Origin of the sequence: Dysgonomonas sp. BGC7, assembly GCF_001261735.1 — a bacterium.
Classification (GTDB): domain Bacteria; phylum Bacteroidota; class Bacteroidia; order Bacteroidales; family Dysgonomonadaceae; genus Dysgonomonas.
In genome coordinates, this window is the sequence record NZ_CVRP01000011.1 from 53,369 (window position 1) to 78,951 (window position 25,583).

16 protein-coding genes and 1 tRNA gene are annotated in these 25,583 nt (G+C 33.8%); 10 read left to right on the forward strand and 7 right to left on the reverse strand.

Features of this window, described 5'->3' with window-relative positions:
- Positions 1 to 100: 100 nt before the first annotated feature.
- A complete protein-coding gene (locus BGC7_RS11925) occupies positions 101 to 8,806 on the forward strand; it encodes a GH36-type glycosyl hydrolase domain-containing protein (protein WP_050701828.1) in 8,706 nt (2,901 codons plus the stop codon).
- An 83-nt stretch (positions 8,807 to 8,889) separates the two neighbouring features.
- Here BGC7_RS11925 and BGC7_RS11930 read toward each other — a convergent pair whose 3' ends face one another.
- The 7 genes from BGC7_RS11930 to BGC7_RS11960 form a co-directional block, all read right to left on the reverse strand.
- Complete coding sequence (locus BGC7_RS11930; RefSeq protein ID WP_050701829.1) at positions 8,890 to 9,450, reverse strand: helix-turn-helix domain-containing protein; 561 nt, start codon at positions 9,448 to 9,450, stop codon at positions 8,890 to 8,892.
- Positions 9,451 to 9,598: 148 nt separating this feature from the next.
- Complete coding sequence (locus BGC7_RS11935; RefSeq protein WP_050701830.1) at positions 9,599 to 9,889, reverse strand: RNA recognition motif domain-containing protein; 291 nt, start codon at positions 9,887 to 9,889, stop codon at positions 9,599 to 9,601.
- A gap of 152 nt (positions 9,890 to 10,041) precedes the next feature.
- Positions 10,042 to 10,281 (reverse strand): hypothetical protein, encoded by a 240-nt coding sequence (locus BGC7_RS11940; RefSeq protein WP_050701876.1) that lies wholly within the window; start codon positions 10,279 to 10,281, stop codon positions 10,042 to 10,044.
- A 62-nt stretch (positions 10,282 to 10,343) separates the two neighbouring features.
- Positions 10,344 to 11,390, reverse strand: coding sequence for a GTP pyrophosphokinase (locus BGC7_RS11945; RefSeq protein ID WP_050701831.1), 1,047 nt, complete (start codon positions 11,388 to 11,390; stop codon positions 10,344 to 10,346).
- Complete coding sequence (locus BGC7_RS11950) at positions 11,383 to 12,477, reverse strand: NAD(P)H-dependent flavin oxidoreductase (protein ID WP_050701832.1); 1,095 nt, start codon at positions 12,475 to 12,477, stop codon at positions 11,383 to 11,385. Before BGC7_RS11950 ends, BGC7_RS11945 begins: the two co-directional genes overlap by 8 nt.
- Before the next feature lie 622 nt (positions 12,478 to 13,099).
- A complete protein-coding gene (locus BGC7_RS11955; protein ID WP_050701833.1) occupies positions 13,100 to 14,185 on the reverse strand; it encodes a site-specific integrase in 1,086 nt (361 codons plus the stop codon).
- Between the two features lie 520 nt (positions 14,186 to 14,705).
- Positions 14,706 to 14,782 (reverse strand) — tRNA-Asp (locus BGC7_RS11960).
- A gap of 339 nt (positions 14,783 to 15,121) precedes the next feature.
- Here BGC7_RS11960 and BGC7_RS11965 point away from each other — a divergent pair.
- The 9 genes from BGC7_RS11965 (at position 15,122) to BGC7_RS12005 (ending at position 25,173) form a co-directional block, all read left to right on the forward strand.
- Positions 15,122 to 16,330 (forward strand): site-specific integrase, encoded by a 1,209-nt coding sequence (locus BGC7_RS11965; RefSeq protein ID WP_050701834.1) that lies wholly within the window; start codon positions 15,122 to 15,124, stop codon positions 16,328 to 16,330.
- A 97-nt stretch (positions 16,331 to 16,427) separates the two neighbouring features.
- Positions 16,428 to 18,401, forward strand: a complete 1,974-nt coding sequence (locus BGC7_RS11970; protein WP_050701835.1) for an NACHT domain-containing protein — start codon at positions 16,428 to 16,430, stop codon at positions 18,399 to 18,401.
- A 146-nt stretch (positions 18,402 to 18,547) separates the two neighbouring features.
- Entirely contained in the window at positions 18,548 to 19,057 is a 510-nt protein-coding gene (locus BGC7_RS11975; protein WP_050701836.1) for a hypothetical protein, read from the forward strand.
- Positions 19,058 to 19,184: 127 nt separating this feature from the next.
- Positions 19,185 to 19,730, forward strand: a complete 546-nt coding sequence (locus BGC7_RS11980; RefSeq protein WP_050701837.1) for a hypothetical protein — start codon at positions 19,185 to 19,187, stop codon at positions 19,728 to 19,730.
- Between the two features lie 146 nt (positions 19,731 to 19,876).
- The gene (locus tag BGC7_RS11985; RefSeq protein WP_050701838.1) at positions 19,877 to 22,051 is read left to right on the forward strand and encodes a hypothetical protein; all 2,175 of its coding nucleotides are present in this window, start codon (positions 19,877 to 19,879) and stop codon (positions 22,049 to 22,051) included.
- A 571-nt stretch (positions 22,052 to 22,622) separates the two neighbouring features.
- Positions 22,623 to 22,949, forward strand: coding sequence for a helix-turn-helix domain-containing protein (locus tag BGC7_RS11990; protein ID WP_050701839.1), 327 nt, complete (start codon positions 22,623 to 22,625; stop codon positions 22,947 to 22,949).
- Positions 22,950 to 23,140: 191 nt separating this feature from the next.
- Complete coding sequence (locus BGC7_RS11995) at positions 23,141 to 23,410, forward strand: hypothetical protein (protein ID WP_082206695.1); 270 nt, start codon at positions 23,141 to 23,143, stop codon at positions 23,408 to 23,410.
- Between the two features lie 125 nt (positions 23,411 to 23,535).
- Positions 23,536 to 24,564, forward strand: coding sequence for a DUF3871 family protein (locus BGC7_RS12000; protein ID WP_050701841.1), 1,029 nt, complete (start codon positions 23,536 to 23,538; stop codon positions 24,562 to 24,564).
- A gap of 39 nt (positions 24,565 to 24,603) precedes the next feature.
- On the forward strand, positions 24,604 to 25,173 hold the full coding sequence (locus BGC7_RS12005) for a uracil-DNA glycosylase family protein (RefSeq protein WP_050701842.1): 570 nt from the start codon (positions 24,604 to 24,606) through the stop codon (positions 25,171 to 25,173).
- Positions 25,174 to 25,583 lie beyond the last annotated feature (410 nt).

The following is a 25,583-nucleotide window of genomic DNA, read 5'->3' on the forward strand; positions in this document are numbered from 1 at the left end:
TTCATGGCTTTATCTATGAATTATGTAACTTATTGAAAATGTTATGTAACACAAATTCCCATAAATCGGCATACCTTTAAAATAAACAGAAGAAACAAATATGTTAGATTTTAGAGGTTATAAGAAATCCCAACACAAAGTCAATAATAAACCTTTTTACGGTGAATTGTTTAATACAGAACAGTTGGCAGAGTATTCGAAAGCACTTGGAGAGGATCATCAGGCAACAGGGAGTACACAGAGTAATTATCTGCGAGAGCAATTAGATTATAATGATGTTATTCTGCACGATTTCAATAATGAAATGTTAACAAGCAGCAATCGAAGTTATGTAACTCCCGCTATCGAATGGATGATTGACAATTTCTATTTAATTGAAGAGCATATTTTATTAGCCCGACATCACTACCCCAAGGAATATAACCAAGAACTTCCTTGCCTCTTGAAAGGTGAATATAAAGGGATACCCCGTATATATTCTTCAGTCATAGAACTCATCTCCCATACAGATTCTCAGATTGATATAGAATCACTTTCTGCTTTTTATAAGGCATACCAAATAAAATCTGCCCTCAAGATAGGAGAGCTCTGGGCAATCCCTATTATGTTACGGTTAGCGTTAATCGAAAATTTGCAACGTATTGCAACTCGATTACAGTTAAATACGAAACATCGCGATATAGCAAAAATGTGGGTCGACAAGCTGGAGGATATTGCTCTCAAAAAGCCCTCTAAATTGATTGAGATAGTAGCTGATATGGCACATTCCGATATCCCGACATCCGGTTCTTTTGTCTCAGAATTCAGTCAACGGTTATCGTCTCAAAATTCGGCATTACAAATAGCCCGCAATTGGCTCGAACAAAAACTGGCGGAAGATGGACTTTTCATAGACGAGCTGATTTATCAGGAAAATCAAAATCAGGCAGTAAATCAATTATCTGTCAGTCATATCATAAATAGTCTCCGGTTTATAAATACAACCGACTGGAAAATATTTGTTGAAAGACAAAGTATTGTAGAGCAAATTTTACTTAAAGATCCAGCTGGAATTTATGGATCTATGGACTTTAATACTCGTGATCATTATCGACATATTATAGAATCATTAGCACAAAACAGTCTTAGATCAGAGATTGAAATCGCTCAATCTGCAATTACATTAACCCAATTGTATAAAGATACAGGCACACAACAAGCTCATGTGGGCTATTTTTTAATAGGTAATGGAAAATATTTACTCAACAAAGAAATTGATGTAAAAAAGACTATCACTACAAGAATAAAAAATGTATTCAGAGGTGTTCCTTTAGCTATTTATGCCGGATCTATAGCTATAATATCTATACTTGGATTTATCCTATTTGTTTCTATTTTCCAATCCAAAGAAATATCAATAACACATTGGCATTTTATAATCTTATCGTTCCTTTTCTTTATTTTCATTAACCAATTTGCTATATTTTTTGTCAATTGGATAATTACTCTTTTTGCAAAACCGGATATTCTGCCCCGACTTGATTTTTCCAAATCAATACCGACTGAATGCCGCACAATGGTGGTTATTCCAACCATCATTTCAAATGAGGAAAATGTTGATAGTTTAATTTCCCAATTGGAACTTCATTATCTGTCGAATAGAAATACCAATCTTCATTTTGGATTATTGACAGACTTTCCGGATGCTCCTAAAGAGAAAGAGGCCTCCGATGATCTTTTGCTCAATCTGGCACGTTTGGGAATTGAAAATCTCAATAAAAAGTACAAGATTGATAACGGCACTCTGTTCTATTTGTTTCATCGACCTCGTCAATGGAATCTGAAAGAAAAAACGTGGATGGGCTATGAGCGGAAAAGGGGTAAGCTAATGGAATTTAATTCACTACTAAGAGGGAAGGAAAACAATTGCTTCTCGCACATTGAAGGAGACCGATCTATATTGCCGAGCTTTAAGTATGTGATAACCTTAGATGCAGACACACAATTGTCTCCCGACACCGCTCATAAACTGATAGGAACAATGGCTCACCCACTGAATCAGGCAGAACTTGATGTGAAACGAAATGTTGTAGTCAGGGGTTATGGTATTCTTCAACCCCGTGTTTCGTCCAATCTTGTAAGCAGTCAATGTTCCCCTTTCTCACGCTTGTTTACAGGCGATTCGGGTATTGACATTTACACCCGAACCGTATCCGATGTCTATCAGGATGTGTTTCACGAAGGTTCTTATATGGGTAAAGGTATTTATGATGTAGATACTTTTGAAACCAGCTTAAACAACCGTTTTCCTGAGAACAAAATACTTAGCCACGATTTGTTGGAGTCATCCTATATACGCTCCGGACTTGTTAGCGATATAGAAGTTTCCGAATCATTTCCCCCGGGTTATAATATGGATGCAAACCGTCGTTTTCGTTGGATACGGGGAGACTGGCAAATCTTACAATGGGTATTGCCTTGCGTTCCTAATTCGGGTAAAGGTTTTTCCAAAAATCCTATTTCGAGTTTAAGCAAATGGAAAATACTTGATAATTTACGCCGAAGTATAGTCTCGCCTGCAACATTGTTATTCTTGATCGGATTTGCCATATTGTTTCCTCAAAAACTTTGGTCAGGTCTATTGTTGATACTTCTCATTACCGTTCTCCCTTTTGTATTGGAGAATACAACCAGCTCTTTACGCAAAGCAAAAGACCAATCGTGGAAACTCCATTTATGGGAGGTCTTAGAAAAAAGCATGCATCAATTCAAGCAGGTTCTATTTGCATTAGTTGTTCTCCCATACGAAGCCTATCTCTGTGTAAAAGCAATTATTGTCACTCTTTGGCGACTGACTATATCTCATAAACATCTGATGCAATGGCAAACCTCTGCCGATGTAGAGAAAAAAGCAGTTAATACACTATCGGGATTCTATAACAGGATGTGGTTTTCGCCTGTAATGGCTATTCTGTGCGGAATATCGTTAGGTATATACAACCCGATCTTACTATACGTTTCTCCGTTTTTATTTATATGGATAATTGCTCCATATATCGCATGGCGTGCAAGTTGTCCTATAATCCCCAAAATATCTAAAATAACAAATGAGCAAGATCTTCTATTACACCGTATAGCCCGTAAAACCTGGCATTTTTTCGAAGTTTTCGTTAATGAAAAAGAGAATTGGTTAGCACCCGACAATTTTCAGGAAACACCTAATCCTGCTATTGCTTCCCGGACTTCTCCTACCAATATAGGTCTGTCGTTATTAGCCAATTTATCCGCTTTTGATTTAGGATACCTGACAGCCGGAAAGTTTGTAGAGCGAACTAAGCTGACCTTTGATACTATGACAAAACTGCAAAAACACAGGGGGCATCTGTATAATTGGTATAATACTGAAACACTTGAGCCTATGTTCCCGCTGTATGTTTCGAGTGTAGATAGTGGTAATCTGGCAGGGCATTTGCTTACACTCACCCAAGGGCTAAGGGAATTAGAAAAAGACAATATTTACAAGCCTGTTATTTTCGAAGGGATGCTTGACACTGTACAGACAATGAGAAACATTGACTGCAAAAACAAGGCTTTGATTTTATTCGAAAAGGAATTGTCTAAGCCTTTGCCCGAAACATTAACTGCTGCGTTTGCCCTTTTAAAATCGGCAGAACAACAAATCGGACAGATCAATAATACTTTATCATCCGACGATGCCATACTGAACTCATGGGGTGCGGTATTAAAGAAAAACTGCAAGGAATATGTTGATGAAATGCTTTTTCTTGCCCCTTGGCTTGCCATATCACTTTCTGTTCCTGTTGAAAGATCGGAAGAAAGTATTGCAGATGTACAGATGAATCATATAATATCTGCACTGGAAGCTTTAGATTATGTGCCTACGTTAACACAAATAGCCAATTTAGAAACTACCGGTATTTGTTCACAAATTCAATCTGTATTAGAGCAATTGTCCAGCAAAGATAATTTATCAGCCGATAGAGAAATAAAATACTTAACACAATGGCAGGCTTGTATGAAGGATGCAATAAAGAATGCAAAACAAAGAATACGTATTGTCAATGTTCTGGCACAGCAAAGTGATAGTTTTGCCAAAATGGATTTTGCCTTTTTGTATGATCCGGTAAAGAAGTTATTCTCGATCGGATATAATGTCATCGAACAACGGATGGATCAAGGTTCGTACGATATGCTAGCTTCCGAAGCGCGCCTATGCAGTTATGTAGCTATAGCCCAAGGACAAATTCCGTTAGAGCATTGGTTTTCGCTCAGCAGATTACTTATTTTTTCGCAGGGAAAACCGATATTGGTTTCATGGAGCGGTTCTATGTTCGAATATCTGATGCCACTGCTGGTTATGCCAAATTATGAGCAAACATTGCTCGACCAAACCTACAAAGGAGTAATCTATGAGCAAATCGAATACGGTAAAAAATTCAATATTCCTTGGGGAATTTCAGAATCAGGATTAAATCGTACTGATACTCAATTCAATTATCAATATAAAGCTTTCGGGATACCAAGTTTAGGATTGAAGCGAGGTCTGTCAAAAGATCTGGTGATTGCACCTTATGCCACTCTTCTGGCTCTGATGGTTAATTCGCGACAAGCGTGCGAAAACTTGGAACGCCTTACTGATGACGGCTTTGAAGGCATGTATGGTTATTACGAGGCTGTGGATTATACACCATCGCATCTGCCGTTAAATGAAACAAGCATAGCTGTTCACTCCTATATGGCACATCATCAAGGTATGGGACTTGTATCGATATCCAACATAATGAAAGGAAATAAGATGCAGGAGCGTTTTATGTCTTGCCCGATGATTAAGGCTTTTGAGCCTTTATTACAGGAAAAAAATCCTCATAATATAAAGATCGATGTTATATCGGATGACTCTAAATTTGAGATCGAAGGGACTAATCCGTTATTATCTAACAGTGTAAGTTATACTCGAGTTTTCGATAATAAAAACATACCACCCGAAATCAACTTGCTATCTAACGGACGTTATCAGGTAATGATAAATAACAGTGGTGGAGGCTACAGCCGATGGAATAATTTAGCTGTCACCCGTTGGCGTGAAGATGCAACCGCAGGTTGTCATGGCTTGTTTGTTTATTTGTGCGATGTTGATACAGGAGAATACTGGTCGATTGGAAACCAACCGATACCAAGTTCTTCTGATGATTACAGCGTAAAATTCACTCAGGCTTATGCCGAATTTAAACAACAACATTCTAAATTAGAAGTAGGAACAACCATCTGTGTTTCACCCGAAGATGACTTGGAACTGAGGCGAATAACCTTAACCAACCATACCAATAAGTCACGGAGAATAGAACTGACTACATACAGCGAAGTAGTTATATCATCACAAGATGCAGATGAAGCACACCCCGCTTTCAATAACTTGTTTGTACAAACCGAATTCAATGCAGCAGCCTCATCCATATTGTGTACCCGTCGTCCCCGTTCGCAGGAGGAAGCCCCACCATACTTGCTGCATTTGCTGTTATCCGGGCAAGATCAGGAAAATGACGTTTCGTGCGAAACTGACAGGGCTTCTTTTGTTGGTCGTGGACATTCATTGGCAAAGCCTTCGGCAATGAGGCAATCCGGAACGTTATCAAATAGTGAGGGTTCTGTTCTTGACCCTTGTATTGCATTGCGACGGTCGATTGTTATCCCGGCCCGAAAGAGTGTAAAAGTATATGTACTACTAGGTATGTCCGAAACCCATTTAGGAGCATTGTCCCTATCGGATAAATACCAGAATATTCGTATGACAGATCGTGCTTTCGAATTGGCATGGACTCACAGTCAGGTGGTTCTTTACCAACTTAATATCACCGAGACCGAAGCTCAGGTTTTTGCGAAAATGGCAGGATCTTTGGTTTATGCAAATCCTTTGTTCAGGACAGATCCAAATACTATAAAACATAACAAACGCGGACAAAGCGGATTGTGGAGCTATGGCATTTCGGGTGATATTCCGTTAGTGTTATTACGAATAAAGGATATAACAAATATAGAACTGGTGCGTCAATTGGTTTTGGCGCATGCTTACTGGCGGATGAAAGGTTTAGTGATCGACCTTGTTATATTGAACGAAGATACATCAGTGTATCGCCAATCGTTGTATGATGAGATAATAAGCCTGATACATAGTGGCGTAGAAGCTACATTCTTAGAAAAGCAAGGTGGCATTTTTGTTCGACGTGTAGAGCATATGCCCCACGAAGATATATTACTCCTTCAGTCTGTTGCCCGAATTGTAATCGATGATGAGCAAGGAACATTATTCGACCAAATGGAAGGTAAGTTAACTACGGATGTTCAAACTCCGATATTAAAACCAATACATGCTATCGAAGAGGTGAGTATAACAAGCTTTGTACCCAATGATGTTATTCTTTCAAATGGTATCGGTGGATTTTCTCCCGATGGGCAGGAATATATTATTACATTAAAACCGGGAGAATCGACACCGGCTCCTTGGTGCAATGTATTGGCAAATGAACATTTTGGAACGGTAGTATCTGAGAGTGGAAGTGCTTATACCTGGGGCGAAAATGCACATGAATTCCGTATTACACCTTGGCATAACGATACAATACAGGATTCATCAGGTGAAGCCTTTTATATTCGCGACGAAGAAACAGGACAATACTGGTCACCAACACCTTATCCCGCAAGAGGAAATACCCCTTATGTTATTCGACATGGTTTTGGCTACACTGTTTTTGAGCATACTGAAAATGAAATAGAATCAGAATTATGGATGTATGTAGCTTTGGACACATCAATAAAATTCACAATCTTAAAAATAAAGAATCTATCCAATCGTCCGCGGAACTTATCTGTTACCGGCTATTATGAATGGATATTGGCAGAGAAAAAATCTAAAAGCCTTTTACATACTCAGACAGAAGTCGATATAGAAACAGGAGTGCTTTTTGCTCATAATTTTTATAACTCAGATTTCGCAGGAAAGATTGCTTTTATAGATGTCAATGAGTCCCGAACAGTGACAGGCGACCGAAAAGAATTTATTGGACAAAATGGAAGTTTATCTGATCCTGATGCGATGAAGCATACTCGTCTATCAGGAAAAACAGGAGCAGGCATTGATGCTTGTGGAGCTGTTCAAGTTGTTTTTGATTTAGCAGAAGGAAAAACCAAAGAAACTCGCTTCAAATTAGGTTTTGCTCAGAATAAAGAGGAGATGAAACAATTAGTCCGTCGTTATCGACAAATAGGATCTTCACGACAAACATTGGATAATGTTCGTAATTATTGGAATCAAACACTTGGTGGAATCAAAGTAGATACTCCTGATTCTACTGTCAATGTAATGGCTAACGGTTGGTTGCTATATCAAACATTGAGTAGCCGTATTTGGGCACGTTCAGGATTCTACCAATCGGGAGGAGCTTATGGTTTCCGCGATCAGTTGCAAGATGTAATGGCTCTGGTTCATGTTGAACCCGATATAACCCGAAAGCAAATACTTCGTGCAGCCGCGCATCAATTTACCGAAGGCGATGTGCAACATTGGTGGCATCCTCCGATGAACAGAGGGGTTCGAACGCATTTTTCGGACGATTATTTGTGGTTGCCTTATGTTGTATGTCAATATATTTCGAGTGTTGGGGATAATGACATTTTAGGTGAGATTGTATCGTTTATCGAAGGTCGGGAGCTACGGGCAGACGAAGAATCATATTACGATCAGCCCAATCATTCAGCCGAATCAGCATCCCTTTACGAGCATTGCGTGAGAAGTATTAAGTACGGTCTTAAATTCGGCGTACATGGTTTACCTCTCATGGGATGCGGTGATTGGAACGATGGTATGAATCTGGTAGGAAAAGAAGGGAAAGGTGAAAGCGTTTGGCTTGGTTTCTTTTTGTACGATGTATTAATCAAGTTTTCGGATGTGGCAAGGCTTCGCAATGATGAATCTTTTGCTCAGTACTGTGTAAATCAAGCAAAAGAATTGCAAAAAAACATCAGGTTACATGCTTGGGATGGCAAATGGTATCGTCGAGCCTTTTTTGATGACGGTAGTCCTCTCGGTTCTGTCTTGAATGAAGAGTGCCGGATTGATTCTATTGCTCAAAGTTGGTCGGTAATTAGTGGTGCAGGAGATAAGGAGCGTTCGGCAATGGCTATGAAGCAAGTTGATATGCAGCTAGTCGAAAGAGAAGCCAAACTTATCCGATTGTTTACACCTTCATTTGATAAATCATCTCTAAATCCGGGTTATATAAAAGGATATATTCCGGGAGTCCGTGAAAATGGAGGGCAATATACTCACGCAGCCATCTGGACAGCGTTGGCTTTTGCTATGATGGGAGAAACAGATAAAGCATGGGAGCTTTTCGATTTACTGAATCCGGTACAACATGGGGCTACAGCAGCAGTTATTGCCATTTACAAAGTTGAGCCTTATGTGGTAGCTGCCGATGTGTACACAAACCCTCAGCATCTCGGACGAGGCGGCTGGACGTGGTATACAGGTTCAGCATCGTGGATGTATCGGCTGTTGACAGAGACATTGCTTGGTCTCAATCGTGTGGGAGAGAAACTACATCTAACTCCTCATCTGAAAAAAGAATGGGATAGTTACAAAGTACATTATCGTTTTCAAGACACTGTTTATCATATTACGTTCAATCGAGGCGAAGATTCTATAGAACCCTATCTTATTTTAGATGGGCAGAAGCAGAATGATTTAAACACTCTACATATGAAGAATGATTGTACAGAACATTTTGTGGACATGTGGATTAGAAAGTAACAATATGTGAATTATAGAGCCTCTAGAAGAATAAACATAAAAGCTTCATTCAACGGTCAAATAAAAGCCTTTGGAGGAGGCTTTTATAAATTCTCAATATTATTGCGACGTTTATTTTTAAGGTTTTTGTAAAAAGTAGGAGTTAATCCGGTCACTTTTTTAAATTGATTGGATAAGTGAGCAGCACTACTATAATGTAATTTGTAGGAAATTTCGGCAAGGTTCAATTCATCATAAAGAATTAATTCTTTAACTTTTTCTATTTTATGTATAATAATAAAATGTTCTATCGTAATACCTTCAGCCTCCGAAAATAAATTGGCTAGATAAGTGTAGTTGTTATTTAATTTTTTACTCAGATAATCAGAAAAGTTTACTTTTAATCCTTCTCTAGAGTGATGTATAAGTTCTATAATTATAGTTTTTATTTGTTCTATCTGGATTGCCTTTTTATCATCCATCAATTCAAGTCCCGATTTCAATAGTATTGTACGAAGCTGCTCTTGCTGTTGAATTGAAATTTTCTCTAAAGTCTCTATTTCGCCTAACTGAACGCTAGAATATTTGATTCCAATCTCCTCAAGATTGGCTTTCACCATCATTATACAACGGCGACTAACCATATATTTGATATATATCTTCATAGGAGTGTTTATTTGATTGTAATATGCTGATTTATTCAGGCTTATTTGAAGGAGGATATAAAATATCTTGTTTTATATTCTAAATGAGTACAAAAAACGGGTAAGTAATTACACCTACCCGTTTGAAATTATACATCAGTTCGTTTGATTAGTAACGATTTCCACCACGGTTGTTATAACTTCCGCTAGCTCTATCCGTTTTAGGACGAGCAATAGTTACAGTAATCGTCTTGCCTTCATAATCAGCATTGTTTAGCTCATCGATAGCTTTTTGCCCTTCTGCATCATTAGGCATTTCAACAAAGCCGAATCCACGCGATCTTCCGGTTTCTCTGTCTGTAATAATCTTAGTCGATTCTACTTCGCCATAGGTTGTAAATAACTCTTGTAAACTCTCGCTTGTTGTACTAAAGTTTAGATTCGATACGTAAATGTTCATTCTTTTTATTATTAATTATTATTGGAGACATCCTTATTGGTTAGGCCGATCCTTATAGCATTCATCATGCCTCTTAGACCACTTTTCAAATTGGATGTTACCATATTATTGCTAAAATATCTTTGTTTATATAGAAATAGCTGTTCTGCGATTTATATCTTTGATTTATGCAATCTGATATATTTATCCACTCGGGCATTTATTTCCTCCTGAGACAAATGCGCCGGCAGTTCAATTGTCGTCCTTTCGCTAATTATGACATGAATAACAGACCCATTTTTTTCCTTTACATTTTTCAATACAGATTCAGCCTGCTGAGTGGCCGAAGTTCTTTCAGAGCGAGTTATCTCGCCCTCTTTCCTGTTTATCGAAGAGCTTTGTTTTGCTGCCATTTTTGTTTTTTTTAATCTGCCTTTTCTATTTTTACAAATACGAAAGAGTTGTTCAATAGCTATCATTTCATCTGTTTTTCAGAAACCATATCTTTATATATTTGAGCTATTCGCAATAAGCGGGATGAACGATCATTTTCCGAAATAACAGGGTGATCTTTAAGTATAGTTATAATTTTTTTTCTTAATAGAACTAATAACAAGAGGTCTGAAGATGTTTTATCTATTGTTATATTTATATTTCTTCTTGCTATATATTGGGTCAGTTTGTCATATTCATATTTTGCAACATCAATAAGAGTTTCCCCTTTAGTAAGTAGTTCAGAGATAATTGTTTCGGGAGAATCCAATTTTAAGTTTAAAAACTCATCGTATAATAACCCCGCATTATTTGCAAATAATTCCCCAATATTCAGAAATTCTCCCATTCTCACAGTAAAATCATGTACATCGACAAACTCACCTTCCTGAAGTTTCAATCTTTCATTTGTAGCTTCCAATAATCGTTGAATAGTTATATCTCCCGATTTTGTTATAAGCCCTAACTGATCGATCAAAAGCTTTTCATCTTTTGATAAATTTCCTTTCCGGGGCTTATATTGTAAGTCATGTTCGATCTCATTATATACATGCGACAACAAACTGCAAACCTGAATTTCGCATGTTGTATTTTTCAAATTGAAATTGTCTGTCAGATACTCGGAAGGTAAAGCTACCTGACAGTGAGTCGCTTTATAGTATTTGCCATTATCGCCATTCTTGTCTTTAACTTCAATTCTGATTTTATCATTACCCTTACCAATAAAAGTTCGCCGAATCTCCTCTACGACTTTCGGCCTGTCTGTTTCCTGATAAGTTATAATACGCACACCTGCAAGGTCGCTAATTCCATCAAATACACTGTTTACAGTTTGGTATTTGCTGCTTTTCCTTAATTTCTCTGTCAGACTTGTCGGACTTTTAGCTCTGTGTTGAACAGTAGCTCTGACAGTCAGATTCTTTTCGACTATGATCTGGCATATATCAAAAACTATATCGGCCAGTTTTTTATAACGATCATATTCTCTGATGTATCTTTTGACGGTTTCTTCTATCAAATTATCATCCATGAGATAGAACTATTGCTGATAATGCTACTTTTTCTGCTATAGCAAATTCTTCTTTCAATTTGCACACAACTTCTTTAACGCTACTTATTTTCTGTGCCAGATGTGCATTTACTCCGGCAAAAGCATACCCTTTTTTCATATCGCCTTTAGATGCATTGAATAATGCTTTCATTATACAATAGGGGCTCTTAGTATAGTCACAAGTCTTTATACAATGTACAGGACAGGTTTTAGGTATTTCCAACCCTTCGGAAACACGTTTGAGAAATTCTCCTTTGATGGCACGCCCGGGCATCCCTACGGGACTGTTGATTATCATTAAGTCGTCTTCTTTAGCTGTAAGATAGACCTGCTTGAAGGCTTCTGAAGCATCGCATTCCTCTGTAGTAACAAATATTGTTCCCATCTGTACAGCTGATGCTCCCATTTCGATAAAACGGTATATATCCCCTCCTGAAGATATCCCACCTGCGGCAATAACTGATATCGTTTTTATTTCTTTATATGAAGCTACCGTTTTTATAACTTCTGGAATTATTTGTTCAAGAGAATACTGCTCATTATCAAGTTGGTCTCTTTTAAATCCTAAATGCCCTCCAGCTTTTGGACCCTCTACAACTATCGCATCCGGCAAATAACTGTAGTTATTATACCATTTCTCACAAATTATCTTTGCGGCACGGGCTGAGGAAACAATAGGCACTAATTTAGTTTTGCTATCGGCAGTTTGATAGGATGGTAAATCCAACGGAAGTCCTGCACCTGCAAATATTATATCTGCTTTTTCAGCGATGGCGGTACGTGCCATATCTGCAAAATTAGATAAGGCAACCATTATATTGACACCAATTATACCTTTTGTCTTTTCTCTGGCTAAACGCAATTCTTCTTTCAGGCCCCAAATACTATTCTTTATGAAATTTCCGTGACCTTTGTGAATGAGACCTAAACCAGCACATGATATAACACCTATACCTCCTTCATTAGCCATCGCCGATGCTAAACCTGACAAAGATACTCCTACACCCATTCCTCCTTGGATAACCGGAAGTTTTACTTCCATATTCCCTATAAAAAATGATTTCATCTTATTTACAAAAATGTGTTATGATCAACCGCATTATAGGCTCTCATAACTGATTAATACTATAAACAAGCGAGTTGATTTTGCTGTCGATTTTGACGATGGGAAGATCCGCTAACAGAGGCGGAGCAAATCATTGTGAAGAAAAGATACAATAAAAACTATATTGTTAGACATGTAAGATACGGAAACAAATCGACTTATTTGTTGTTTTGTAATATCTTATTAAAATATTTTCGTTTTTTTATTTATAACTTTAGCATAAACATTGATATATTCGATCATTTTGGTAATACTATCAACCTGAATCTCGCTGAAAGGAATAAAATTCTGAAATAATAAGGGAGCATATGAAAGTATATATTCTTAGAAAGCCCCAAAAGACATGCAAAATACCTTTTGAAGAAATGAAAATTGTATAGAAATGCTTGTTCATATACAACAGAATTCTTATCTATAGTTTGCGACCAACTTCTTCAAGTGAAAATTAGAAAAAAGTACAGAAAAAGAAACATTAGAATAAAGCATTTTATATCTTTGCTAAAGATAAGTAGCTCTTTGTATAGTGAGGAAATTAAGCATATCTAAGAACTAAGCTGGTTTCTAAATCGTTACCTATTGAAGGTCAAACACTGCGTAATCGATTGATTAATAGATAATAATGGGCTTTGCTATGTCTTTGTATGTGATATGTCAGATTCTTGCGAATCCCACATATGTCAGCAAGTTCCTTCAGGTATGAATTCATTTTCTGATTACTCATAACCGGAAGCAACTTTATACCATTCTCATTAGCATACTTGTCAATCATTTTCCTAGGAATGGTAAAAAGCGGGATCCGGACGTCATTATCTGTCTTTATGCGCCGAGTTACAATCCAATATCTATCATCGTGCTTTTCTATGTTGTCTTGTGTAAGATTGAGAGTGTCTATGTATGATAATCCGCAAAAGCAACTGAAAACAAAAATATCCCTTACCACAGCTAATCGTTTTATTGTGATTTCCTTGTTAATGATTGACTCTAATTCAAAATGAGTGAGATATTTGGGATCGGAATGTTTCCACTTAATTTTGTGTTGAAAAAATGGGTCTTTACGAATAAGACCTAAATTGCGAGCATAACTAACTATACGTTTGAGATATTGGATCATCTTGAATGTCGTATTGTGACCTAAGTAACATTTTGTCCTTAAATATACTTCATAGTCATTTACAAAGCCCAGTGTTAAATGGTCTAGAAAAATATCTTCTTTTCCATACTTATATTTAAGAAACTCTTTAAGTCGGCGATAGGATAAATCATATTTCTTATACGTCGATTCTGATTTTCCTCGCCCAATCAATTCAAATTGGTCTTCATTGTGTTTTTTGAATAACTCTAATAGCGTTTGTGGGAATCTCCCTATTTGAAGATAAGTGTTCTTAACCGAATCTGCGGTAATAATATCGCCATGTTCGTGCAAGTCTCGATAAGCAATATGTAGGCTCATCCTAATCGAATCTAAAGTTTCATTGATAAACTTAACATCATTACTGCGCCCAATAGCACGATTGCTTGGTACACTCCATTTTGGAGCTTCAATGTCTAATTGTGTAGCTAATTCAACCTTGTCTCCATTAATTGTAATTCGGCATACGATAGGGGATTTCCCGTTTTTCTTTTCCTTACTTTTCTTCACGAAAAAAGAAATGCTAAATGTACTTCTCATAACTTTTTTATTGGAAATATATAGATTAATAATTCATAAACCACTATTTGTCAACAGGTTTAACATCGCTTTATTCTATACGTCAAATTACCTCTCGGTCCCTGTCGGACTCGCAGGTAGCTCATATCTGCTTTGTTTACAGGGAAATACAAAATTTAAATATTCATCTCCACCGCCTGCTCCACCAAATAGCAATTATTGAATATTTCTGCAATATCGAGGCAGTCGTCTATCTTATACCTTATATTTAAGGCTCATATCAAGCAATATTATCATATAACACGCATTTGTCCAGCCATTTGTGTAGTAGTGGCCTATTTGTTGATAAAATAAGAAAGGGTCATGATTAGCACACTGAAGAGTTTATCGAAAATCGCAGTATTTTCAATGAAATGTGGCCAAAATGAAGATTTAAATAGAATAACAGACTTATTATCAGTGTTGTATGGCTTAAAGTTCAGTTCCCAGTTTGTAAAAAGAAAATCCTCGTAATCGATTGATTCCGAGGATTTTAGATTATTGGCGGTATGGACGGGACTCGAACCCGCGACCCCCTGCGTGACAGGCAGGTATTCTAACCAACTGAACTACCACACCATTTTGCTTTGCTATTTATTAGCAGCATTTCCTCTCAAATGCGATGCAAAGATAGGACAAGGATTTCAATTCTGCAATAGCTTTGAGAAGTTTTTTCAGAAGAAAATTTAATATCATTGGATTTCAGAGGATTAAAAATGAAATAAGATTGAGATTAGTGGAATAGAAAGGAGTTTAAGAGGGAGAATATTAATAAAGTCTACTAAGTATTGAGTTTATCTTAATGAAATATATTTGATTTTTTGAGGAAGACTAAAACATATAAAAACCTTCATAAATAAAGGCTTTTGAAGATTATGTTTGAACCAGTGTTTGAACCAAGACTTAAATTATTAAGTCATGAGTACAACAGTAAATGTAGTATGCTACAGAAACAAGAAGTTATCAAATGGAGAAAGTCCTATAATGGTTAGGGTTTGTAAAGACAGAAAAACAAAGTATAAGAGTTTAGGTATATCAGTAAATCCTATTTATTGGGATTTTGATAAGAATAGACCTAAAACAAATTGTCCTAATAGAGACTATATTTTAAAGATTATCATAGATAAAGAAGCTGAACTACAGAAGCAAATCCTAGAGCTAAAAGCAGAGGAAAAAGAGTTTACAGCCTCAACACTAATTAAATCTAAAGAAGAAAGAAAAGTAAAAACTGTTCATGATTTTTATAGTGAGCTTATAGAAGAAATGGAACTAGCTGGAAAGATTGGTAATTCAAGAGTATATAAAGATTCTTTGAGGTCTTTGGAGAGCTATTATAAAGACAAATTAGATATTCCTTTCTCAGATATTGATATGGAGTTTTTATTAAGTTATGAGAAATGGCTTAGATTAAGAAATTGTAAAGAAAGCTCTATGAATTTATTTTTTAGGACATTGAGGAGTACCTATAATAAGGCTATAGAAAGGAAATATGCTAAAAAAGGAACTTACCCTTTCAATGATTTTAAAGTCTCTAAATTCAGTATTAAAACAGATAAAAGAGCTATTTCAAAAGATAATATTAAGCTCATTATGAATCTAGACCTATCTAAAGAGAAAGAATACATTCAATTGAGTAGGGATTTATTTGTGTTCAGCTATTTTTGTAGTGGCATTAGTTTTTCTGATATGGCAAATCTAAAAGCTAGTAATATAGCTAATGATAGGCTTATATACACCAGACAGAAAACTCATAGAAAAATTAATGTGCCTATTCTTGATGAAGCTAAAGAAATTATGAGGAAATATATTGATTCAAATAATGAATATATCTTTCCTATCCTCAATCATATCATACATAAAACTAAAATGCAGCAATACAATAGAAAGAAAAAAGTCATATTGAAAGTGAATAGATATTTAAAGATAATATCTCAAATGGTAGGTGTGGAAGTAAATTTAACAACATATGTCAGTAGACACTCATATGCTACTGTATTAAAGAACTCTGGTGTAAATATTGCTTTGATTGGAGAGACTTTAGGTCATTCAGATTTAAAAACTACTCAGATTTATTTAGATAGCTTTGAAAATAGTCAGATTGATGAAGCAATGAAGAATTTGTTGTAGCAATGAAGAATATCTTTACTAAAATATAAATAATATAAACAGTAGAGATATTCTAACAAAATAAACTATTTTTGTTAAAAACATAACCTATATATCTATGGAAGAAACAGCTTTAAAAGAGGTCGTATCAACCCTTATGAAAGAATTAGTAATACCATTCATTAAGAACTTTACAAGTAAAGCAAAACTTGACTATAAGAAGAATTTCGTACCAACAGAGAAACATTTTAGAGAGTATTTCGCTAGAACCTATGATAAATTATCTAGTCTAAATACAATAGCATTAAAGAATACTAATAAATCATTAAAAGAGATTTATATTCCTCTGAGTATAGTTCAAAAAGATAATGAAAAAAAGAAGAAAATTAAAATTAATTCATATCCTAAAGCACTTATAAGTAAGTATAGGAATATTTTGATAACAGATACAGCTGGGATGGGGAAGTCTACATTAATGAAAAGAATATTTCTTGACATTGTAGAAAAACACTCAGGAATACCTCTTTTTATAGAACTAAGAAGATTATCAAAAGATAAAAGTCTAATATCTGAAATTTATGAACAACTTAGTTCAATAAACAAACAATTTGATGAAACTCTATTTCTAGAGTTATTAGCAGAAGGAGGATTTATTATAATCTTAGATGGATATGATGAAATTTCAATAAATGACAAATCCACAGTAACTGCTGATATACAGGATTTTATAAATAAGACAAAGAAGAATAACTTCATATTGACATCTAGACCTGAGCAGAGTTTAGCAAGTTTTGGTAGTTTTAAAGAATTCAATATTGAACCACTAACTAAAGAAGAAGCATTTAGACTGTTAAAAAAATACGATAAAAGTGGAAAAATATCAACTCTTTTAATAAATAAGCTTGAAGAAACAAATTTGGCTGGTATAAAAGAGTTTCTTACAAACCCTCTTCTAGTATCCTTACTTTTCACAGCTTTTGAATACAAACAAAAAATTCCTTTGAAAAAACACCTGTTTTACAGGCAAGTTTTTGATGCTTATTTTGAAATGCATGATATAACAAAAGGAGAATCTTATACTCATGATAAATATACGAATTTAGGTGTAGATGAATTTGACAGAACATTAAGATATTTAGGATTTCTTTGTTTAAAAAGACAAAAGATAGAATTTTCAAAAGATGAAATTTTATCTCTTTTGGATGAATGTAATAAGTTTTGTGTAGGAATAGAGTTTCATAGTGATGATTTTTTAAAAGATATCACAACAATGGTTCCTCTTTTTGCAAGAGATGGTATATATTATAAGTGGTCTCATAAATCATTACAAGAATATTTTGCAGCACAATTTATCTATAGGGATGCAGGAAACAATAGAGATAACTTATTACTTGCAATTTATAATAACCCTAATATTGAAAAGTTTGAAAATGTCTTAGATTTATACTATGACATTGATTATAAAACTTTTCGAAATACAATAGAGTATGAATTTATAAAAAAATATCTTGAGTTTTCAAAAGACAATTATACACAACAACAACTGCCTCATATCCCTGAAAAAGAGTTAATAAAGAGAAAAGAACTTTCTTTTGGCAGAAACTTCTACCTGATTATTACTCAATCAGGAAAGGACAGTGAAAGCATTGAACATAAAGACTTTCAAGAAGCTATCAATAAACTTCCTAAAGGAAATTTAGATTATGGACTTAATCTTAAATTAATTATTCAAAATCATAGAGAGGATTATATATATTTTGCATGCAATTATATAAGTCAAATCATTGTTGTGAGTCAAATTTTATTTAACAAACAAAGTAACCTAGTAAGAAAATCTATTAAGTCAGAAGAGTTTAAAGAAATTGATGTTGAAAATTTCAATTATAACTACCCTATTGATTGTGATGCTCAAAATAAATATAACTCTTTGGATAATTTTCTATTAATAAATCATGGAATAGAATCTTCTAATTTTCTTTTTACTGGAATAGCTATTCCTCTTAATCATGAAAATATTTATAAAACATTGAATGAAATAGAAAATGATCTGTCAATAAATGATGAAAGCATTTTCCTATTCAATGGATTCTAAACTCTCACTTACTTTCTAATAATATTTATAAATCTAAGTGAGCAATATATAGTCTCAGATAATATAAAAATAAAATACATAGTATGTAGAATTATTTATGAAGGATAAGTACTTTTATAAGACTTTAAACTTTTAGACCTTTTATTATGAAAAATATAATTCTAATATTTCTATTCTTTTTTGGAGTTCATCTGTATGCTCAAACTTCTTCTAAGTATGAATTTAAACCTCAATATAGCATAGCTTTACCTTCTGAAACAGGTAAGATAATGATGGTTCAATGCTCTAGAAGTGTTCCTGAAAATATTGAAAAGTATTTTGATTTAACAAATACAGACATAGCTTCACTAGAAGATAACTATAAAAAAATACTATCAATAAAAGCTACTGAATGCTGTTTACAAGGGTGGAAAATCCCCAAACTTGATGATTATGCTTTTCAATATGTTGGAGTTGTAATTAACAGTCGAAAGTATATCTACATAAATGCATTTTTAATTGATATTTCATATGGACAAGATAGTTTCAAAACTTGGCATAAAGATTGGAAAACAAAACCAATAATAGCTTGTGATGGAGGTGATGGTTTTTGGGGTGCATTATTTGACTTAGAAAAGAAAACATTTTCACGATTATCTGTAAATGGGTTTGGATAGAATGAATGTTTAATATAAAAAAGAGAGAACCTCATATGCACTTATTGTCTAGAAAGAATATTACAAATATAGTTTATGGAAAAAAGTATTCATTTGTCTCTACTTTACATAACTTAATCTAAGTTAAATGAAATATTTATATTTATTACTTTTTACATCTCTATTATATCATTCCTGTAAATATCAGAATGAAGTGCCTTCCAATTTCAACTTTATAATAAATGATGGAGCAAATGATTCTTATAATTCAGAAAAGGGTTTGTTTTATAGAGAATCCCTTATAGAATCTAAATTTTATGATGATGACTCTATTTTGACAAAAGGCTATATAATAGATAAGAAAGAATACTCTATAAAATTAAAAGAGAATGACTATAAAAGGGTCTATAAATTGTATAAAAGCATTAATTTTCAAAGCTTTCCATCTAAATTTGAAATCGAATGGGATAACCCTGAAATAATTATAACATCACCAAGCTTTGAAAGCTCTTTAGAAATATACGAAAATAATAATTGTAAGAAAGTAATAGCTGATATTCCCAATATAAACAACCCCATAAAAGACAGAAAACAAAGTATAAAGTATCTGGAACTATATGATTTGATATGGGAAATCATCAAAGAAAAGGAAGAATATAAGATTACTCCAAAATCAAATATGGTTTATTTTTAATTTAATCAATAAAATAGTATTTTTTACAGAGAGAGAGTCTGTATTTACATATTACAATAGTCTACCCCATGAGGAAAACACTTACATCTTAGTGATATTCAAAACCTAAGTGAACAAAATACATTCTCAGATAATCTAAAAATAAAATGGCTAAAACTACAGACTTATTTGAACACTTAAAAAAGTATGGGACAGCAAAAGAAGAAGAAACAACACCCAAAGCTATAGTAGAAAATCAAGTCAAGGATTTATTTTCAGAAGCAATCTTAGATACTCTGGCAGGAGCAAATCCAAAAGAAACAGTCACTTCCATTCATAAAGATTATATTGAGACCAGAAGTTTATCCAATTTCTTCTCAGAAGAATACAGACTTTCTAATTTTATCCAAAAGATGCCTCATGGCATTGTAGACAAGAAAGCTACAGGAGTAGGTGCAACAACCTTAGAACTCAAAGCACCCAGACATTCAATAATAGTAGTACCCACCAAGAAACTAGCCTATAGTAAGTTTAAGTGGGCTGAAAACAATCTGAATCCTAAAAAAGTACTATATATTGGTACTTCCATAGGAGAATTTAGAGACAGGGTAAGTAGAAGTGAGATCATTAAATATATTGAGCAAAACCCTACTCAATCTCTAAAGTTTTTGGTTGTAGCAGACAGCTTAAATTATTTAATGAATATACTAGGAGAAGAAGCCTATAAACACTATTTCTTAATGATAGATGAAATAGACCTTCTTCAAGCAGACAGTAACTACAGACCTAATTTAGAAACAGTAATAGACCACTATTTTAAGTTTGATGTAAAGAACAGGTGTATTGTAACTGCTACAATGGGAGAATTCTCTAATCCTCTATTCCAGAATGAATGCAAATTTGAAATAGAAGAACTGTCCCACAAGAAAAGAGATATAAGCCTTATACATATCAATGAGTCTGACAGCATAAATCATGCAGTCATAGATAAAATAAAAAAGTATCCAGAAGATAAGATACTGATAGCCTATAATACAGTCTCACAGGTAAAGAATATTATATCTATGCTGGATGAACCCATACAAAGGGAATGTGCTATTATGTGCAGTGAATCAAGCAGGAATGATGCAGGAGCTTATTATTACCCATTGAATGATGATTCTACCCTACCCAAGAGAATAAATTTTGTGACTTGCAGTTATTTCTCTGGAATAGATATAAATGATACATACCATCTTATAACTGTTTCTAATGTAAAGTATGCACACCAAATGCTTACTACAAAAAAGATAACTCAAATCTATGGAAGATGCAGGGTTAAAGATGGCATATTAAGTGATACTATAATCTATAATACTACTAGCTATGAACCTCAATTTAAAAGGTCTACAGCAAATTATAGAAATATACTGATAAAGAAAGCTAATAAGGTATTGGATTTGATAAAGGCAGCCCATATTATACAGGGAGAAGATAAAGATTTAATAGATTTATTCAATGTAATGAAACTTGCCATATTGGATAAAGCACTTGAAACCCCATTCAGAGGTCAGCCAATTCGACTTATAAGACCTACTATTAATAGAGGAGAATATGATATAGCCTACCTTAATATTGATTTTCTGGTAGAAAGGGAACAGCTATTCAATGAACTATATATTAATCAAGAGAAATTGTATAAAGTTCTAATTTCAGAAGGACATCAGGTCACAGAGATAGAATATGAAGATAATAGAACTGATGAAGAAAAATCAACAGAACAAGGAGCAGACAGTTATCTCACAGAGGACAGACAAAAATTAATAGATTCATTACAGGCTGCATTAGTATCAGACTTAAAAAAGAAAGCTAAGAAACTTACACCTAAAGTTTTTAATCAGTATATATCTGGGAGGTTAAGAACCTGCACCAAAGAAGAAACACCTATTCTTGAAAGATTTAGATATTTGCATAGATATGTAGAATCAGACAAACTATTGGACTATCTCTATGAAATAAGACACAAGAATATAAAAGCCTTTAAGAGTCTCAACAATACAATTATGTTCTGGTGTCTGGCGGAAGATCATCCTCTAAGAATAAGTATGAGAGAAGCCTTTCAAACAGGCAAAGAATATACACCAGAAGAAATACATGAGAAGATAGAACCAATAGTCAAATATCATTTTCATAAGACTATAAAACCAAGAACCTCTATCAGCTTATTTAAGGCTTATTTTGAAGTCTCAAGACCAAGACAGAGCTATGTAGTCATAAAAGAAAATCCTCTCAATTTTGAAGAGAGAAAGACCTCTATAGGCAAGAAAGAGAATAACCTTTTGAGATATTTCGTTATTAATTAAACTGCTTATTATCAATTAAATACATCTTTAAATATTTGGAAAATTCAAATATTTTACTTATATTTGTATTTCTAAATCAAGAAGATAGACTATTCTATAGAAATGCCTCTTTATTCTAAGGGGAATAGATTCAAAAGATTTCATTTAACTAAGGGTATGCAAATTGTATGTCATACTATACTACCTACTATTTAATATAGTATATAATAAGTAGGTAATATAGTATAGCATATGTTTTGAACACCCTGCAAAAGTAAATGAGATGAAGTCTTATACTATTATCCCAAATGAAGCAGGAAAAATATTTAAACCAGAAGATTTATACACTATTACTTGTATGTATCTGACAGCTAAAGATGACTACACAACTAATTCTACAAGAGAATAGTTAGCTGAAATTACAGGATTATCCTTTGCCTATATAAAAGATAAGTTCCTTCCCAGATTAAGAAGTACAAAATTCTGTGAAATAGAAGAATATACAGAATTTCCAGATAGCCAGATAAAAAAGAGGAACAAGTATATATTACCTCAACCTCAAACCAATTACAGAATTATAAGTAAAGAAATATTGGAAGATACAAATCTTACTCCTACAGAGAAAGGTATTATAATTGGCTTATCCTCTTTGAGTGTAAATAACTCTTTTAACATTGGACTCAATAAGAGTCAAATATCAAAGTCTTTAAATATAAGTAGAAACTCGTATCTAAAATATGAAAAATCTTTGATTGAGAAAGGCTATATAACACCTCTTTCAGAAGATATTACCAATAGCAGACATGAAGACTTTAGTCAAGGGATAGTATTAAAATGCAGTTGGTTAGGAACTAAAGAACTGAATAAAAAGGTGCATGAATCAACCCATAATAATGTGAATTCACAAGAATTAGAGTAAATGCTTAAATTCTACCATTAGTATAACTTAACTATTTCTACTCTTTTAAAAAATTGTAAGAAAAAATTTTATTATTTTTTTTTCAAAAAGATTCTGTATATCCACAAGCACTCAATAATCAAACTACACCCCCTCCATCTTTTGCAGAGATGGGATAGTCCCCCTGCACAACAACAATAATATTTAGAATTATGAATGGACTAACATTTTTAGAAAGTTGGAGTGTGAGCCAATTTAAGCAAAACCACCATGTAGAAAAAATTGAGATTAAGAAAAATGAAGCTACAGGGAAATGCTTCTTTGTCTATGGATTTGAAACAGGGGCTTGCAGTAGTAAAGTAAAAACAGGGGAGTTGAATAATCCTGTAATATCACAAGTATGTGTTTCTGAGACAGGAGAAATGTTTTATCTTCTGCATCAGAAGGGAGAAAGCAAAGCCATGACTTTAGCAGTATTATAATAACTAGATACAGGGAAGATTTAGGTCTTCCCTTTTTATTTTAAAGTATATTCTGCTCACTTAGGTATATAAATAATATAGAAACAAAGTGAGCATATTAATCACTAATAAAAAATTTACTCCATATGGAAACAATGCAATTAATTACAGTAAAGAGTAATCATACAGATGTAATGATTCCTCAACCCCTTCCCCTTCAAAATGCAATAGAAAATACATATATCTGTGACAACAATCCAAGCCCTTTTATAGAAGCCAATACCAAAGAAGCAAGTTTACATCATTTGAAGCATGAATGTATTGTACCTGTCTTCTCTAAGGATAATGAGGTTACTATCAGCCATACTAATTTCATAGAAACTGTTTGGGATGCTGCAAGTAGTTTCTTTCCAAATGAGACAATCTTACAGCCAGACATAAGGGTTTCTCATGTAGTGAAGGGAAGAGTTCCAGAAGCTATAAATAAACCTGTCAGTCAGCTTTTAGAGAGTGATAAGACTGTCTATTATGAAAGGATGGCTTTCTGCTTTGAAGTACCTACAATCTTTCAGGATATAGAAGGAAACAGGCTTAATCTTTCCATTGGTGGAGTAAGAGCTTTAAACCATGAAAACCTCTATTCTAAAAAGAGTATAGAGAAATTCAAGATATTTATAGGCTTTAAAAATCTAGTCTGTACAAATCTATGTGTATCTACAGATGGGTATAAGTCTGAATTAAGAGTTATGAGTTTGGAAGAATTATTTAAGGCTACATTATTACTATTTCAGCAATATAACCCTAACAGGCATCTGGAATTAATGTCTTCTTTTCAGAACTCTTATCTAACAGAACATCAGTTTGCACAGTTGATTGGTAAAAGTAAATTCTATCAATGCTTACCTAATGCACAAAAGAAGCTATTACCTAACATGGAGTTTGGAGATACTCATATCAATGCAGTAGCCAAAGCCTATTACAATGATAAGAATTTCAGAATAGAGGAAGGTACAGATGCTATTAACCTCTGGAAGGTCTATAATCTGTTTACAGGGGCTAATAAGAACAGTTATATAGATAATATATTAGATAGGTCTTTGAATGCAACTGAATTATTGGAAGGCATTAATAGGGCTTTGCATGGAGATAGAGAATATAGATGGTTTATTGAGTGAAATTTTCTATTTTTATGAGAAATATAAATATTGAATACCATGAATTATAAAACATGCATTTTAGAAAAAGGGAAGCAGTATGAGACATTAGAAGATATTCTTCCTAAAAGTGGAAATTTAGACATTCTTTTTATTGCAAAAACTCCTGCAACTATAAGTGTAAATAAAGGTCATTATTTTCAGGGTAAGCAAGGTAGAATGTTTTGGAATAAGTTAGCTGATTATCACATATTAAATGTTCCTTATGGTGAATATGAGGATAATTATCTGTTAAAAAACAATTATGGTATAACAGATATAGTAAAGATTCCAAGAGATTTTGGCAATGAACCTTCTAAAGAAGAATATAGAGAAGGCTATCTCAGAATTTTGGAGATAATTGAAAGATATAAACCTAAGGTAATTATTTTTGTCTATAAAAAAGTCTTAGATGAAATCTTATCTATAAAACATGGATTTAAAATAAAATCTGACTATGGATTTAACCCTCAATATGATTCAGATTTTAATTCTAAAGTATTTGTCTTTCCAATGCCAGGGACACCATGTACAAGAGAAACCTCTGAATTAGCAATGAATGAATTGTCCAAAATCATAATAAAGAAATAAGGATTAATCACCCTCTCACTTACATTTATAAAAACAAAGAATCTAAGTGAGATATTAGGATAAAAAGAGATAGCTTTTGATTGCTGATGTAATGCAATTAGAAATTTATCCCTTTTTTATTATTGTTGTATTAGCCTCATTCAGTAATGGATGGGGCTTTTTAATTATGCTTTTATGCGAACATTTTTACAAATAATAGGTCACATTATTATAGGATATATCATTATGTATGTAATATGCTATGAAGATAGACCTACCAGAAAGAAGAAATAGTAAATAGAGAAAGTATTATTTAATGAATTTATTATTACCCTAACTCACAGCCACACCTATATATGAATTGGAAGGACTTAATTCAAAAAGTAATTGAATATTTGATGTATATCTGCTTAAATCTTGTATTTTTGCAG

Coding starts and splice junctions, on each gene's coding strand:
- BGC7_RS11925 (WP_050701828.1), top strand. CDS start 101: ATGTTAGATTTTAGAGGTTATAAGAAATCCCAACACAAAGTCAATAAT.
- BGC7_RS11930 (WP_050701829.1), bottom strand. CDS start 9,450: ATGAAGATATATATCAAATATATGGTTAGTCGCCGTTGTATAATGATG.
- BGC7_RS11935 (WP_050701830.1), bottom strand. CDS start 9,889: ATGAACATTTACGTATCGAATCTAAACTTTAGTACAACAAGCGAGAGT.
- BGC7_RS11940 (WP_050701876.1), bottom strand. CDS start 10,281: ATGGCAGCAAAACAAAGCTCTTCGATAAACAGGAAAGAGGGCGAGATA.
- BGC7_RS11945 (WP_050701831.1), bottom strand. CDS start 11,390: ATGGATGATAATTTGATAGAAGAAACCGTCAAAAGATACATCAGAGAA.
- BGC7_RS11950 (WP_050701832.1), bottom strand. CDS start 12,477: ATGAAATCATTTTTTATAGGGAATATGGAAGTAAAACTTCCGGTTATC.
- BGC7_RS11955 (WP_050701833.1), bottom strand. CDS start 14,185: ATGAGAAGTACATTTAGCATTTCTTTTTTCGTGAAGAAAAGTAAGGAA.
- BGC7_RS11965 (WP_050701834.1), top strand. CDS start 15,122: ATGAGTACAACAGTAAATGTAGTATGCTACAGAAACAAGAAGTTATCA.
- BGC7_RS11970 (WP_050701835.1), top strand. CDS start 16,428: ATGGAAGAAACAGCTTTAAAAGAGGTCGTATCAACCCTTATGAAAGAA.
- BGC7_RS11975 (WP_050701836.1), top strand. CDS start 18,548: ATGAAAAATATAATTCTAATATTTCTATTCTTTTTTGGAGTTCATCTG.
- BGC7_RS11980 (WP_050701837.1), top strand. CDS start 19,185: ATGAAATATTTATATTTATTACTTTTTACATCTCTATTATATCATTCC.
- BGC7_RS11985 (WP_050701838.1), top strand. CDS start 19,877: ATGGCTAAAACTACAGACTTATTTGAACACTTAAAAAAGTATGGGACA.
- BGC7_RS11995 (WP_082206695.1), top strand. CDS start 23,141: ATGAATGGACTAACATTTTTAGAAAGTTGGAGTGTGAGCCAATTTAAG.
- BGC7_RS12000 (WP_050701841.1), top strand. CDS start 23,536: ATGGAAACAATGCAATTAATTACAGTAAAGAGTAATCATACAGATGTA.
- BGC7_RS12005 (WP_050701842.1), top strand. CDS start 24,604: ATGAATTATAAAACATGCATTTTAGAAAAAGGGAAGCAGTATGAGACA.